General features: G+C 62.1%; 7 protein-coding genes, 3 tRNA genes and 2 rRNA genes. 6 read left to right on the top strand and 6 right to left on the bottom strand.

Going from position 1 to position 13,863, the window contains the following annotated elements; translation table 11 throughout:
• Positions 1–18 precede the first annotated feature (18 nt).
• From M9890_05515 to M9890_05495, 5 genes are read right to left on the bottom strand one after another with little or no spacing between them, the layout of a single operon-like run.
• The gene (locus M9890_05515; protein MCO5176414.1) at positions 19–537 is read right to left on the bottom strand and encodes a DinB family protein; all 519 of its coding nucleotides are present in this window, start codon (positions 535–537) and stop codon (positions 19–21) included.
• A gap of 37 nt (positions 538–574) precedes the next feature.
• On the bottom strand, positions 575–1,057 hold the full coding sequence (locus M9890_05510; protein ID MCO5176413.1) for a MaoC family dehydratase: 483 nt from the start codon (positions 1,055–1,057) through the stop codon (positions 575–577).
• The gene (locus M9890_05505; GenBank protein MCO5176412.1) at positions 1,050–2,111 is read right to left on the bottom strand and encodes a hypothetical protein; all 1,062 of its coding nucleotides are present in this window, start codon (positions 2,109–2,111) and stop codon (positions 1,050–1,052) included. The genes M9890_05510 and M9890_05505 overlap by 8 nt, the downstream gene beginning before the upstream one ends.
• A 15-nt stretch (positions 2,112–2,126) precedes the next feature.
• Positions 2,127–3,272 (bottom strand): acyl-CoA/acyl-ACP dehydrogenase, encoded by a 1,146-nt coding sequence (locus tag M9890_05500; GenBank protein MCO5176411.1) that lies wholly within the window; start codon positions 3,270–3,272, stop codon positions 2,127–2,129.
• A complete protein-coding gene (locus tag M9890_05495; protein ID MCO5176410.1) occupies positions 3,273–4,526 on the bottom strand; it encodes an acyl-CoA dehydrogenase family protein in 1,254 nt (417 codons plus the stop codon). It abuts the gene before it with no gap.
• 500 nt (positions 4,527–5,026) lie between these two features.
• Between M9890_05495 and M9890_05490 the strand changes: the two genes are divergently transcribed.
• From M9890_05490 to M9890_05470, 5 genes are all read left to right on the top strand, one after another.
• Positions 5,027–6,536: ribosomal RNA gene (locus M9890_05490) — 16S ribosomal RNA — on the top strand.
• Positions 6,537–6,797: 261 nt separating this feature from the next.
• Positions 6,798–6,874, top strand: a tRNA-Ile gene (locus tag M9890_05485).
• Between the two features lie 42 nt (positions 6,875–6,916).
• Positions 6,917–6,989 (top strand) — tRNA-Ala (locus tag M9890_05480).
• Positions 6,990–7,225: 236 nt separating this feature from the next.
• Positions 7,226–10,232: ribosomal RNA gene (locus M9890_05475) — 23S ribosomal RNA — on the top strand.
• The 16S and 23S rRNA genes sit together here with 3 tRNA genes alongside, the layout of an rRNA operon.
• A gap of 365 nt (positions 10,233–10,597) precedes the next feature.
• Positions 10,598–10,672: transfer RNA gene (locus M9890_05470), tRNA-Met, on the top strand.
• A 56-nt stretch (positions 10,673–10,728) separates the two neighbouring features.
• Here the strand turns inward: M9890_05470 and M9890_05465 are convergent.
• A complete protein-coding gene (locus M9890_05465; protein ID MCO5176409.1) occupies positions 10,729–12,558 on the bottom strand; it encodes a hypothetical protein in 1,830 nt (609 codons plus the stop codon).
• Between the two features lie 790 nt (positions 12,559–13,348).
• Here M9890_05465 and M9890_05460 point away from each other — a divergent pair.
• Positions 13,349–13,792, top strand: a complete 444-nt coding sequence (locus M9890_05460) for a hypothetical protein (protein ID MCO5176408.1) — start codon at positions 13,349–13,351, stop codon at positions 13,790–13,792.
• Positions 13,793–13,863 lie beyond the last annotated feature (71 nt).

Below are 13,863 nucleotides of genomic sequence, written 5' to 3'. Positions count from 1 at the left end.
CCCCGCGCGTCCACGACGCTACTCGAAGATATCGTCGTCCCCGTGTCTACCGATCGCCGCGTGGGCCGATTCCCACGAGAGCGCATCCCCTTCGATGACATCCGGAACACCGAGCTGCCCCAGCATCCAGATGAGCTGCGCCCGGTGATGCATGTTGTGCGTCACGATGTGGACGATCGCGCCGCCGAACCGCTTCTCAGTCGGTGGCACATCCAGCGTATCGACGAACACCTCGTCCAGCCGATCCTCGCTCTGGATGCGCCGCGAGAGATCGGCGAAGGCGGCATAGGTCTGCTCGTGAGTGCGCAGCAGCCCATCGAGCGAGAGATCGAGCGGGTTGCGCTCCACCGGGCGCTCGGCGATCAGGTCGCTCCAGATCGCGACGTTCTCGATCATGTGGGCGAACGTCTGGCGAACGCTGCGGTCATCAACGGGGAACACCCGATCAAGCTGCTCATCCGTTGCCTGTCGCGCCTGATGCAGGAGCTCACGTGTCGTGGCGTAATCATGACCAAGCAAGCGGTCGAGAATGTCCACTCGCCCAGCGCTCGCTTCCTGTTAGAACGACGTTTCGCTAAAAGTAGGTGCGACCAAGCGTCTCAGCGACACAGGCCGGCTTGTCCTGTCCCTCGACTTCAATCGTGACTTCGTTGGTCATCTGCACAGCCTTGTCGCCGATCTCTTCAACGGCGACGAGCTTGTGGCGCGAGCGGATGCGCTTGCCGACCGGCACCGGCGCAGGGAACCGCACCTTGTTCAGTCCGTAGTTGACACCCATCCGGCCGCCGAGCTCGATCTTGACGCCGTCGCGCAATCCACTGAGATAGGGGATCAGCGACAGCGTCAGATAACCGTGCGCGACGGTACCGCCGAAGAACGTCTGCTTCGCACGCTCTGGATCGACGTGAATGTACTGATGATCGCCGGTCGCATCGGCGAACGCGTTGACGCGTTCCTGATCAATCTCGACCCATTCGCTGACGCCAAGCTCCTGGCCGATCAGCTCTTTCAGCTCCGCGACACTGCGGACGACCTTCGTGGCTTCTGCCTCACTCATCCGTCTGTCCTCCTGCATTTGGTTCGATTGGCGACGACACGTCCGCGTGAATCTGCATCAGGTCGCGCACCGTCTCGCTCGGCCGACGTCCGAAGCCGCACTCCGTGGCGACACCGAAGTTCGCCACGTGCCGCTGCGCCGTCTCGATGCGTCGTTGGGTCCCTTCGACACCGCCTGTGGTGTGGACGAGGCCGAGATAGAGCTCAGTCTCGGGGTGCAGCTGCATCTGCTCGAGCGGGGCGAAGTAGGCGTCATCGTCACGATCCCGCGGAACCGGCAGATGCAGCCAGGCGATCGAACGGCTGACGCCGGCCGACACCTTGTTCGCCACCTCCACCAGCAGGCTGGTGTCTTGCGGTTCCTTGAAGTGCTTGTGTCCGGCATCGCCGTAGCACAGGTGGATGCCCAGATCGACGTCATCCGGCACCTGCCCGCAGTAGCGGATGAGCCGCTCGACGATCGAATCAACCATGCCATCCCCGAGCTCCCAGAGGAACGACGGGAAGCTGCGCTCCAGAATGCCGAACTCGACCGCCACGTCCCACTGGATAGCCAGCTGATCGTGGGGGATCGCGTCCAGAATCTGGCCGAGCTCGTGCATCAGGCGCTGCTCGTACGGTCCTTCGACCGCCGCCTGATTCTCCGGCGTGACGAAACCTGCTACCGGCGCAAGCGGCGTCGGCAGACTGACCTGGAACTTCACGTGCGCCGGGATCGCGCCGTCCGCCTGCAACCCCTTGAACACCTCCCAGGAGGCAAGCGCGGCATCGGCATAGCCGAGGTTGCCGAAGGTAACATCATCTGCCGAGCCGGCCAGCCGGAACAACGGCAGCGAGGTATAGGCGTCATCCTGCGTCGGGACGCGCTCAATGCCCGGTGTCTGCGCCATGACCGCAAACTGCCAGCCGATCCAGTTGGTTCGGTCGCCGGTCTCACCATCCGGCACGCGCCGCAGCCGATCTCCAAGGATCTCGGCTGCGGCACGGAAGACCTGTTCACTGTCAGCGAGCGGCACGCTACCAACCAGCAGCGCGCCAACAGGTGATGATGACATTGCTCCTCCGACGCTCTAGGTGGTTGCGTGTTGCGCGAGAGATTCCTCGAGAACACGCTCGCGATGGTAGACCGTGTCGCCGTAGAGCGGCTCAAGGTGCTTGGCCCGCTTCCAGTACAGGTGCAGGTCGTATTCCCAGGTGTAGCCGATGCCGCCGTGGACCTGAATGGCCTCACCACATACTCGCTTGGACGCTTCGTTGAGCATGGACTTCGCGACTGACGCCGCCAGCGCCGCGTCAGCAGCGTCAGCATCCAGCGCCCAGGCTGCGTAGTAGACGGCAGCGTGCGAGTTCTCAACCAGCTCCAGCATCTCGGCCAGTTTGTGCTTGACTGCCTGGAACTGCCCGATGAACTGTCCGAACTGCTTGCGCACCTTGGCGTAATCGGACGACATCTCAAGCGACTTCCGCGATGCGCCGAGCATCTCAGCCGCCGCGCCGACCGCAGCAACACGCAGCACTGTCTCGAGCACAGCCGCCGCGCCGCCCTCCGCACCGATCATGTTTTCAGCCGCCACCTTGACGCCATCAAACGTCAATGTCGCGACCTTCGAGGTCATGTCAAGCATGGTCGTCGGCTCGACGCTAAGCCCGGCCGCGTCGCGCGGCACCGCGACGAGCGAAACACCTTCAGCCCCGGACGTGCCCTCGACGCGGCAGGCGACGATGATGACATCGACGCTCTGACCAAACGGGACGAACCGCTTCGTGCCGTTCAGCACCAGATTGTCGCCGTCACGCGCCACGGTCGTCGACACATCCTCGGGCGACCAGTCGATCGCGTCTTCCATAATCGCCAGCGTTGCGGTGAGGTCGCCATTAGCGAGATCCGGCAGATAGCGCGCCTTGGCGTTGTCATCGCCGGAGTGCATCAGCGCCGTGCCGGCAAGGATCACCGAGGCGAAGTACGGACCCGGATAGGGAATGCGGCCCATCTCTTCGAGAATGATGGCCTGCTCGATCATGCCGAGGCCGCCACCACCGTACTCTTCCGGGAACTGCGTGATGCCGAGGCCCATCAGCTGGGTGTAGACCGACGTGTCATAGCCGCGCTCGTCGTCCATCATGTCGCGGACCTGCTTGACCGGCACCTGCTCGGTCAGGAACTCACGCGCGAGATTGCGCAGCATTCCCTGATCTTCAGTGAAGTCGAAATCCATCTAACGTCCTCCCTCACCACCAGCCGCGGCCTGCGCTGCGGCAATTCGGTCTGCACGGACCTCTTTCGGCAAGCCCAGCACGCGCTCGCCGATGATGTTCTTCTGAATCTCGGACGAACCGGCGTAGATCGTGCCGGCCCGCGACCAGACGTACGGGTAGCTCCAGGCACCGGCGTCGTCTTCGCCACTCGGCAGGCCGCCGCCATCGGCGCGAAGCACCTCCGGCAGGTTATCCAGCTGCTGGCCATACGGGCCGAGGATGTCGAGGATGACTTCCTGGACGCGCTTGTCCAGCTCGGAGTAGTGCAGCTTGGCGATGGACGCTTCCGGGCCGGGTCGCTGACCCTTTTCCAATCGGCTGAGAATCCGCAGCGACGCGTAGCGCAGCACTTCGATATCAGCGGCGATTGCGCCGAGCTTCTGACGGACGATCGGATCATCGATCGCCTTGCCACCGGCGTACTCAAGCTGCTGTACGACCTCCAGCAGGCGCGCGTACTGCACCTGCAGGCGCGAGACACGAGAGAGTGTGTTGCCACCGCGCTCGTAGCCGAGCGTCGTCTGCGCGATCTGCCAACCGGCGTTCAACTCGCCGATCAGATTGTCGGCCGGCACACGCACGTCCGAGAAGAAGACTTCCGAGAACTCGCTGCTGCCGCTGATCTGCTTCAGCGGACGCACCTCAACCCCGGGATCCTTCATATCTATAAGGATGCAGGAGATACCCTGGTGCTTCGACGCACTACGATCGGTGCGGGCTAGCATCAGCCCCCAGTCAGAGATGTGTGCGCCACTGTTCCAGATCTTCTGGCCGTTGATGACGAACTCGTCGCCGTCGATATCGGCGCGGCACTGGAGTGACGCCAGGTCCGAGCCCGAATTCGGCTCGGAGTAGAGCTGGCACCAGATCTCCTCGCCGGTCAGGATGTTCTTGACGAAGCGCTGCTTCTGGTCTTCGGTGCCATGGTGGATGATCGTCGGTCCGACGATCGAGATACCGAGACCGCCGACGCCAGCCGGGGCGTTGACGCGCGCCATCTCCTCGCCAACGATCGCCTGCTCCATCGGGCGAGCTTCCTGCCCACCGTAGGCCTTCGGCCAGCCCATGCCGATGAACCCGGCCTCGTAGAGCTTGCGATGCCAGGCGCGTCGATCTTCGAGCGTGCGCAGCGGTTCGCTCGGCAAGTTCTCTTCAAACCAGGCGCGAACCTTGGCGCGATAAGCCTGATCTTCTGCGGTGTAGTTCAGGTCCATAGTATGCCGATCCTCTCACGTCCAACGAGTGACGAAGTGACGTCTGCTGACGGCGTTCCTCCCTCGAAACCTCTCCCGGCGAATCGCTCCGCCTCCCTCACCCTGATATTGCGCGTTGCGGCTGCACGCTACCTGTATTAGAGGCGTTCGTCAAGATGGCAGTCAATCACGATCCGCGAGTCACGCGCCGCCCGAGCCAGTTTCCGAACGGCTGCAAACAGGTTCTGATTGGCCTTGACGTGGCTGCGTGTGGTGGCTATACTTCCGAGGCTTCACCACGGTGCGGTGGACGACTCAGCTGGTCTGCGTCGGCATGACGCAAGGCTGGCCGTTTTGGTTGTCGGGCCGGGGTGAATGTCGGTGTGAAGCACCTTACCAACTGAGCCGTGATGCCGAGCAAGAGTGCGAGCTCGTGGGTCTGTGGAGGAGCGGGATCTGGCGTGTCGAGAGACAGGCCGGGTCTGAGTTCTGGGACCTGCAACAAGTACGAGATATGGATTTTGATGGAGAGTTTGATCCTGGCTCAGGATCAACGCTGGCGGCGTGCCTAATGCATGCAAGTCGAACGGGAGCCACCTTGGTGGTCGACCGTGGCGGACGGGTGAGGAGCACGTAGCTAACCTGCCCTGGTGTGGGGGATAGGCCTCGGAAACGGGGTGTAAGACCGCATACGCTCACTTGGGGAGACCGGAGTGAGGAAAGGCTTCTTTGGAAGTCGCACCTGGAGGGGGCTGCGTCCGATTAGCTGGTTGGTGGGGTAACGGCCTACCAAGGCGATGATCGGTCGCTGGTCTGAGAGGACGACCAGCCACACGGGGACTGAGACACGGCCCCGACTCCTACGGGAGGCAGCAGCAAGGAATTTTCCGCAATGGGCGCAAGCCTGACGGAGCAACGCCGCGTGCGGGATGACGCCCTTCGGGGTGTAAACCGCTTTTCAGGGGGACGAAGCCAGTGACGGTACCCCTGGAAGAAGGCCCGGCTAACTACGTGCCAGCAGCCGCGGTAAGACGTAGGGGCCGAGCGTTGTCCGGAGTTACTGGGCGTAAAGGGCGCGCAGGCGGCCGATCGCATCGGCGGTGAAAGCCCCCCGCTCAACGGGGGAGGGTCCGTCGAGATGGATTGGCTGGAGGCAGGGAGAGGGCGGTGGAATTCCGGGTGTAGTGGTGAAATGCGTAGAGATCCGGAGGAACACCAGTGGCGAAGGCGGCCGCCTGGACCTGACCTGACGCTGAGGCGCGAAGGCGTGGGGAGCGAACGGGATTAGATACCCCGGTAGTCCACGCAGTAAACGATGGGCACGAGGTGTGGCGGGAGTTGACCCCTGCCGTGCCGGCGCTAACGCAGTAAGTGCCCCGCCTGGGGAGTACGGCCGCAAGGCTAAAACTCAAAGGAATTGACGGGGGCCCGCACAAGCAGCGGAGCGTGTGGTTTAATTCGACGCAACGCGCAACACCTTACCACGGTTTGACGTCCACCGAATCTGCCTGAAAGGGTGGAGTGCCTTCGGGAGCGGTGAGACAGGTGCTGCATGGCTGTCGTCAGCTCGTGTCGTGAGATGTTGGGTTAAGTCCCGCAACGAGCGCAACCCTCGTCGCTAGTTACCATGGTGTGTCTAGCGAGACTGCCGGACCAAACCGGAGGAAGGTGGGGATGATGTCAAGTCAGCATGGCCCTTACACCGTGGGCGACACACACGCTACAATGGCCGGGACAGTGGGCTGCCAAGCGGTAACGCGGAGCCAATCCCCCAAACCCGGTCTCAGTTCAGATTGAGGGCTGCAACTCGCCCTCATGAAGGCGGAGTTGCTAGTAACCGCGGATCAGCATTGCCGCGGTGAATATGTTCCCGGGCCTTGTACACACCGCCCGTCACGTCACGGGAGCCGGCAACACCTGAAGTCGGTGGGCGAACCCATTGGGACGCAGCCGCCGAGGGTGGGGTTGGTGACTGGGACGAAGTCGTAACAAGGTAGCCGTAGCGGAAGCTGCGGCTGGATCACCTCCTTTCTAGGGAGTTGGGTGCCTGCACCACGTTCGTGGACATGCAGGACATCCCTTCCATGGTCAACGGTCGCACCGTGATGACCGCCGACCGGGGTTGCATCCCCCGCCGCCTGAGGAGCCGAACGCGAGTTCGGGGAGGGCGCGGGCGCAGGCCGGTGCGGTGGCAGGGGCGATCGCCGTCCTGGGACACTGGTTCCCCCACATCCCGAGTTCCCTTCCGTTTGGCATCACGGCTCAGTTGGCGAGAAGCTTCGCCGACAGGCGGGGCGTTTAGCTCAGCTGGTTAGAGCACACCCCTGATAAGGGTGAGGCCCGTGGTTCGAGTCCACGAACGCCCACCACGTCCACACGGACGCAGCATGGGTGGCGCGGATGTCCACAACGGGGCTGTAGCTTAGTTGGGAGAGCGCCGCCTTTGCACGGCGGAGGTCCGGGGTTCGACTCCCCGCAGCTCCACCGGAGCACCTTACCAAGTGAGGATGCGCATGACGATGCGGTCGGGAGACCGGCATCGTTCTGACTGACACCCATGCTCTGGGTCGTCGCCGTTTCGTTGGCGTAGCGGGTTCCCTGGTGGGACACGGTGGCCGGGAGACGCGCGCGGGACAGGGGTGGATGCAGCGCAGATTGAGGAAACGAACGACCCACGTGACGTGGGATCCGGGCGGGGACGACGCCAGCGTGGCGTTTCGAAGATCCGCACGGAAGGCACACGGTGGATGCCTTGGCGCCTGCGGCCGAAGAAGGACGTGGCCACGCGACGATACGCCTCGGGGAGCGGCGGGCACGCGACGATCCGAGGATGTCCGAATGGGGCAACCCGGCGGAGGTGGACCTCCGTCATCCCTGGCTGAACACATAGGCCAGGAGAAGGGCACCGGGGGAACTGAAACATCTCAGTACCTCGAGGAAAAGAGAATATTCCCGGAGTAGTGGCGAACGAAACGGGAGGAGCCGAAACCGGCCACCTGGTACAGCCTGCCGGCGATGGGTGGACGGGGTTGGACGGACCTGGACTGGGGACGGCAGTGCCCGGACCGAGTCAGCAATCCAGCGCGTACCGGAAGGCCACTGGAACGGGCCACCAGAGAGGGCGAGCGTCCCGTACGGGAAACGCACTGGACTCGGCCAGGAAACCGGGAGTACGGCGGGACACGCGAAATCCCGTCGGAAGCAGGGGGGACCACCCTCCAAGGCTAAATACCGCAGGCGACCGATAGCGCACAGTACCGTGAGGGAATGGTGAAAAGCACCCCGGCGAGGGGAGTGAAACAGATCCTGAAACCGTGTGCCGACACACTGTCAGAGGCTGTTGCCCTTTTGGGGGCAGGCTGATGGCGTGCTTTTTGTAGAACGAACCGGCGAGTGACCGTTTGTGGCGTGGTTGAGGGAGTGATACCCGGCGCCAGAGGGAAACCGAGTCCGAACAGGGCGATGACAGCTTCGGCTGTTGGGTCGCAGGCGGTCGACCCGAAACCAGGTGAGCTACCCATGGCCAGGGTGAAGCGCGTGTAAGAGCGCGTGGAGGCCCGCACCGACGTCTGTTGCAAAAGGCGCGGATGAGCTGTGGGTAGGGGTGAAATGCCAAGCGAACCTGGAGATAGCTGGTTCTCCCCGAAATGGCTTTAGGGCCAGCCTCGGTCGAGGAACGACACTGGAGGTAGAGCACTGGATGGGCGATGGGGCTTCCCGCTTACTGACCCCAACCAAACTCCGAATGCCGGTGCCGGGCGACCGGGAGTGAGACGGCGGGAGCTAAGTTTCGTCGTCGAGAGGGAAACAGCCCAGACCGCCGGCTAAGGTCCCCAAGTCTGGCCTCAGTGGGCAAGGTGGTCAGTGTGCCCAGACAACCAGGAGGTTGGCTTAGAAGCAGCCACCCTTGAAAGAGTGCGTAATAGCTCACTGGTCGAGTGCACTGGCGCCGACGATGTCCCGGGGCTCAAGGCCAGCACCGAAGCCGCGGATGTGATGGGATGATCCCATTGGATGGTAGGGGAGCGTCGTCGTCAGCAGAGAAGGTCGAGCGGGAGCACGGCTGGAGCGGCGACGAGTGAGAATGCCGGTATGAGTAGCGCAAGGGCGGTGACAATCCGCCCCACCGAATGCCCCAGGGTTCCGCAGCCATGCTGATCAGCTGCGGGTGAGTCGGGCCTAAGCCGAGGCCGCAAGGCGTAGGCGATGGACAACGGGTCAACATTCCCGTACCACAGTGAACCGTTATGAGCGATGGGGGGACGCAGGGCGGCAGATCCAGCGGTCAGTCATGACCGTCTAAGCCGGTAGGGAGGTCCGGGAGGCAAATCCCCTGGACCGTTGACCGAGAGGCGAATGCGAGGTGTGCCGACAGGTGCGCCAAGTGGGTTGGGCCTGACCTGCCGGGAAAAGCCTCTAGCCAGGGACACTGTGCCCGTACCGCAAACCGACACAGGTGGGCAGGTCGAATAGACTCAGGTGGACGGGAGACCCCTCGTTAAGGAACTCGGCAAATTGCCACCGTAACTTCGGGAGAAGGTGGGCCCCGCTAGCGTGAAACCCCTTGCGGGTGGAGCGTGAGGGGGTTGCAGTGAAGCGGCCCAGGCGACTGTTTACCAAAAACACAGGTCTCTGCGAACGGGAAACCGGACGTATAGGGGCTGATGCCTGCCCAGTGCCGGAAGGTTAAGGGGACGGGTGCGAGCTCGGAACCGAAGCCCCGGTAAACGGCGGCCGTAACTATAACGGTCCTAAGGTAGCGAAATTCCTTGTCGGGTAAGTTCCGACCCGCACGAAAGGCATAACGATCTGGGCGCTGTCTCAACGAGGGACCCGGTGAAATTGAAGTGTCCGTGAAGATGCGGACGACCCGCGGCAGGACAAAAAGACCCCGTGGAGCTTTACTCCAGCTTGCCATCGGGCGTAGATCTGGCTTGTGTAGGATAGGTGGGAGCCCGTGAAGCCGCGACGCCAGTTGCGGTGGAGGCGGCGGTGAAATACCACTCTGGCCAGGTCGGCGCTCTCACCCGCGACCCTGAAGCGGGCGTGGGGACAGTGGCTGGCGGGGAGTTTGACTGGGGCGGTCGCCTCCTAAACAGTAACGGAGGCGCCCAATGGTCCCCTCAGGCCGGATGGAAACCGGCCGGAGCGTGCACTGGCAGCAAGGGGGCTTGACTGCGAGGGTGACCACCCGAGCAGGGACGAAAGTCGGGCAGAGTGATCCCACGGTTCCGGGTGGAAGGGCCGTGGCGTAACGGATAAAAGCTACCCCGGGGATAACAGGCTGATGCTGCCCAAGAGTCCATATCGACGGCAGCGTTTGGCACCTCGATGTCGGCTCGTCTCATCCTGGGGCTGGAGGCGGTCCCAAGGGTTGGGCTGTTCGCCCATGAAAGAGGTACGCGAGCTGGGTTCAGAACGTCGTGAGACAGTTCGGTCTCTATCCGCCGTGGGCGCATAGAAGGTTGCGGGGGGCTGGCCCTAGTACGAGAGGACCGGGCTGGACAGACCGCTGGTGGGCCAGTTGTCGGACAACCGGCAATGCTGGGTAGCTACGTCTGGCAGGGATAACCGCTGACAGCATCTAAGTGGGAAGCCCGCCCCAAGATGAGCCTTCTCATCGTCAAGAGTAAGACCCCCGGAAGACGACCGGGTCAAGAGGCGGCCGGTGGACAGCGGGTAACCGACTGGAGCCTAGCCGTCCTCATGGTCGAGGGCGGATCTTCCACAGCACCACACAGATCGTCACGCCGCCTGGATCGCCACACTGCGTGGTCGCGTCGTTCCTCAAGCGCTGCATCCCTCCGGTCCCCGCCGCGCGTCTCCCGACCATCGATCCCCGGGATCTGTGGCCGAGGATGACGATGGCTGGGTACCACCAGCAGGTGTGTCAGGTCGGGGGTGGGCGTGGCCGAGAGCGCTCGGGTTCCACCCCGCTCCATCCCGAACCGGGTCGTGCCCCCGGGCAGCGCCGGAGAGTACTGCGCCGGCAACGGCGTGGGAGGCGAGGCCGTCGCGCTCACCCCCGACCTGATATAGCTCCACCCACCCATCAGTCAGATCCACCGCGCATCCACACTCCTCACCACCACCGCGGGGTGGAGCAGTGGCAGCTCGTTGGGCTCATAACCCAAAGGTCGCAGGTTCGAATCCTGCCCCCGCTACCAACACCACACAGGCCTCAGACACAACCGTCTGAGGCCTTCGTGCTATCTAAAAGGTTTCAGCCAAACATCCGAAGTTGACTCGCACGTTCCATGGATCGCAGCATCGCGAGATCTGTACGCTGAGTGATTAGTGGGAATGTGTAGTCGAAATCATGCTCCGACTGATACAGCGGCCGAAATCGCTCTGCTGCGTCGCGAAGTCGGCGAAGAAGATATGTTGGGTTGGCGTCGTTGTTGAACTCGCTCACCCGCGCGAGTGTCCCGTCGTCCCGCTCAAACACCGCGACACGCTCGCCGACGCGCTCCCCACGAACAGCCTCAGCAAGCCGCTTCGTGGCAGGGCTGTTGAACGTTTGATCAGTAATCGTCTCCAGTCGCGCGATCTCATCAGCTGACAAATCGCCATCCAGAATACGCTGGCCAAGATCGAGATAGGCTTCGCGAGGATCGCCGAACTGTTCCGGGGCCAGATGGCGTGCCACCTCATCGTGGAGGAACTGGCGCAAGAACGCCTCTTCTCTCCGGCTGCGCAGACCACTGCCCTTGAGCGTCACGGCAGCGTCGTAGTCCAGCAGTGCATAGTTCTTCAGACGCAGCGACAGCATCCCACGGTAACGACCATCATGCGCCAGGTTGATGCCTGCTGGCAGGTTGGCGCTGACTGCGCGTACCAGCGCCTCCTCGTCCGCTTGCGTCCGAATGCTTGATGGCGGTTCGAAGAACACACCGTCGGTGTCAATCTCAATCGTGCGTGCTCCGTGTGACTCCAGATCACGAACGATTTGCTGAATCAGATCGTGGCCCCGGAGTGTCACTCGTTCGGCTGCACCGACATCATTGAAGTAGCCGCGCGAGTAGCCAAGATACCCGTAGAACGAGTTGATCAACACCTTGAAGCTCGACTGAATCCCCCGCCAGTTGGCTCGCTCTCGCCCCTGCGTCGCCTGTTCTCGACGCTTGGCATCGAATCGCTGCCGAGTCAACACGCTCAACATGGGCAGGAAGACTCCGAGCGAATCAGACTCAGGATAGATACGATCGGTCAACATGATCGATGGGTACAGACTCTCGACGTCGCACTTCACGACTGGAGAGAACCGGCCAGTTCTGCGGAGTTCGATGTATCCGCCAGGGTAACCGCGCGATGGGCCTGGAACCGGGATGCTCTGACCGCGCGCAAGATAGGCGCGCAACAGAAGATCGTTAATCTTCTCGCCGGGTCCACCTGTTGCGACTGCCTGGAGCCCGCGGGGGAGAATGCGTGTTTGATGGAACTCAGTTGGTAGCGCCAGCTCACTGAGAATGTTGACGTCGATGACATCGTCGGTTGCATACCGAATCAGACGCTCACGGTCGTTGAGCCAGGCATTGGCGATCTCGGGTCCCGCAACCATCGTCCGATCCGAGCGCGTCAGGCCAAGCGCCTGGATAGCGGGCTTCAGCGCGTATGAAGACAGTTGGCCGGTCGCATCGTAGCGCTGGATCTGTTGGTAAGTGTCGACGACATGGCGGCCATAGACACGAGCGACGCTATATGGAACAGTGCGGGCGCCAGCCTTGAATCGCTGCTCGCCGCCAATGCGAAGGAGTGACCCGTCACGACCCCATTCGAGCGCAACGCGATGGCGGTTCGCGCGGGCAGCAATGTACGGCAGATCGAAATTGAAGATGTTGTGGCCTTCGATCACGTCAGGGTCTTGCGCTTGAATCCAGGCCGAGAGCGATCGGATCATGTCCGGCTCGCTGAGTTCGTCACCGCGTAGCACGATCGATGGTTCACCGTTGATCGCGGCAGTAATGAGCACAATCCGCGCCTCTTCTGGTGACGGATCGAGACCGAGTGTTTCGATGTCTAGCTGCGCGCGTACAAGGTCTTCAAACTGCATTCCGCGAAAGAGTGCACGACCAGAATCGACGAGATACTGTCCTGTTGCGTTGGCAAAGGCAGCATACGAACGCCCTGAGTCTCTCAGCGATCTATATACGTCCGACCAGACCGACCAGTCGGGCATGTCGCAGCGGATGCAGGACTATCCCCATCAAGCGCGGAAGTCTCAACGGTTCGGGGTAGTGAGGTTGCCGTTCGCTCGTCAACGACAAGCTACGGTCGCTGCTCGATCGTCTCGTGGCGGATGCCGCTCGTCGTTCTGAAGAAAGGCGGAGCGAACGATCGCCGGACCGCCTGATCGCGACCACAATACCGGCCGTTGGGTCGCTTCCAAAAAGCCTGGCTCCTGGCGCATCTCCGGGGCGCGCGTCGTGCTCCATCGTTCCTCACAACCGTTTGATGCGTCACATGATGTTGATGATACTCCGTGTGCGCGACCTACCTCTGGTGGTGCGTTCTGCTAGTCTTGCACCGTAATCGCTGCATTCGAGAAACGGGATCCTCGCGTGACTGGCCGCAATGGTGACATGCTCAACCTCGTGCGACGTGCCGCAAATGGCATTATCGACATCCTGTTGCCACCGGTATGTGCCGGCTGTGGTCTCGGCGGTGCCTGGCTTTGTCCGCGCTGCGCCGAAGGCATTCTGCCAATCGATCGGAGCATGGCCTGTCAACGCTGCGGGTCTCCGCATGGCGTTGGTACGAGTGGCTGTGAGCGTTGCTCAACGTGGCCAGCGGAGCTTCAGCAGGTGCGTAGCGTGTACGCGTACCAGGATGCGATTCGGACGATGATCCACCGATTGAAGTATGGTTCGGAACCGGCGCGAGCAGCCTGGTGCGCTTCAGCTATCGCTGCAGAAGTTGCAGACATCGGTTGGTCGGTTGATCTCATTGTTCCAATTCCGTTGCATCGATCGAAGCAGAGAAGCCGTGGGTACAATCAGTCGCTTCTCATTGCTCAGCATATGGCTAGACAGATCGATGTTCAGGCGCAAGATGCTCTGGTCCGAGTCCGACATACTCAATCGCAAGTCGATCTGGATGCCGCAGAACGCCGCGACAACGTACGCGGCGCGTTCGTCGCGCGTCGACAATTCAACGGCGCTTCCATCCTGCTTGTCGATGATGTTGTGACAACTGGGTCAACGCTGATTGAGTGCGCTATCGCCTGTCATCAGGCCGGTGCCGGCTCGGTCGATGCAATGACGCTGGCGACTGCTGTCTCCGACTAGTTGCGTAGCGATCGGTAGGCAACGAGCAGCGCAATCAGCGCAGCAATAGACAGGCACACCGTTACAACGAC

It is taken from the genome of Thermomicrobiales bacterium (assembly GCA_023954495.1).
In the GTDB taxonomy this organism is placed as follows: Bacteria; Chloroflexota; Chloroflexia; order Thermomicrobiales; family CFX8; genus JAMLIA01.
The sequence above is the reverse complement of the archived record's forward strand: the minus strand, read 5'-3'. Positions and strand labels throughout refer to the sequence as shown.

Bases quoted from the DNA above. Each gene is read 5' to 3' on its own strand.
- M9890_05495 (MCO5176410.1), bottom strand. From the start codon at position 4,526: ATGGACCTGAACTACACCGCAGAAGATCAGGCTTATCGCGCCAAGGTT.
- M9890_05460 (MCO5176408.1), top strand. From the start codon at position 13,349: ATGATCCACCGATTGAAGTATGGTTCGGAACCGGCGCGAGCAGCCTGG.
- M9890_05465 (MCO5176409.1), bottom strand. From the start codon at position 12,558: ATGCAGTTTGAAGACCTTGTACGCGCGCAGCTAGACATCGAAACACTC.
- M9890_05505 (MCO5176412.1), bottom strand. From the start codon at position 2,111: ATGTCATCATCACCTGTTGGCGCGCTGCTGGTTGGTAGCGTGCCGCTC.
- M9890_05510 (MCO5176413.1), bottom strand. From the start codon at position 1,057: ATGAGTGAGGCAGAAGCCACGAAGGTCGTCCGCAGTGTCGCGGAGCTG.
- M9890_05500 (MCO5176411.1), bottom strand. From the start codon at position 3,272: ATGGATTTCGACTTCACTGAAGATCAGGGAATGCTGCGCAATCTCGCG.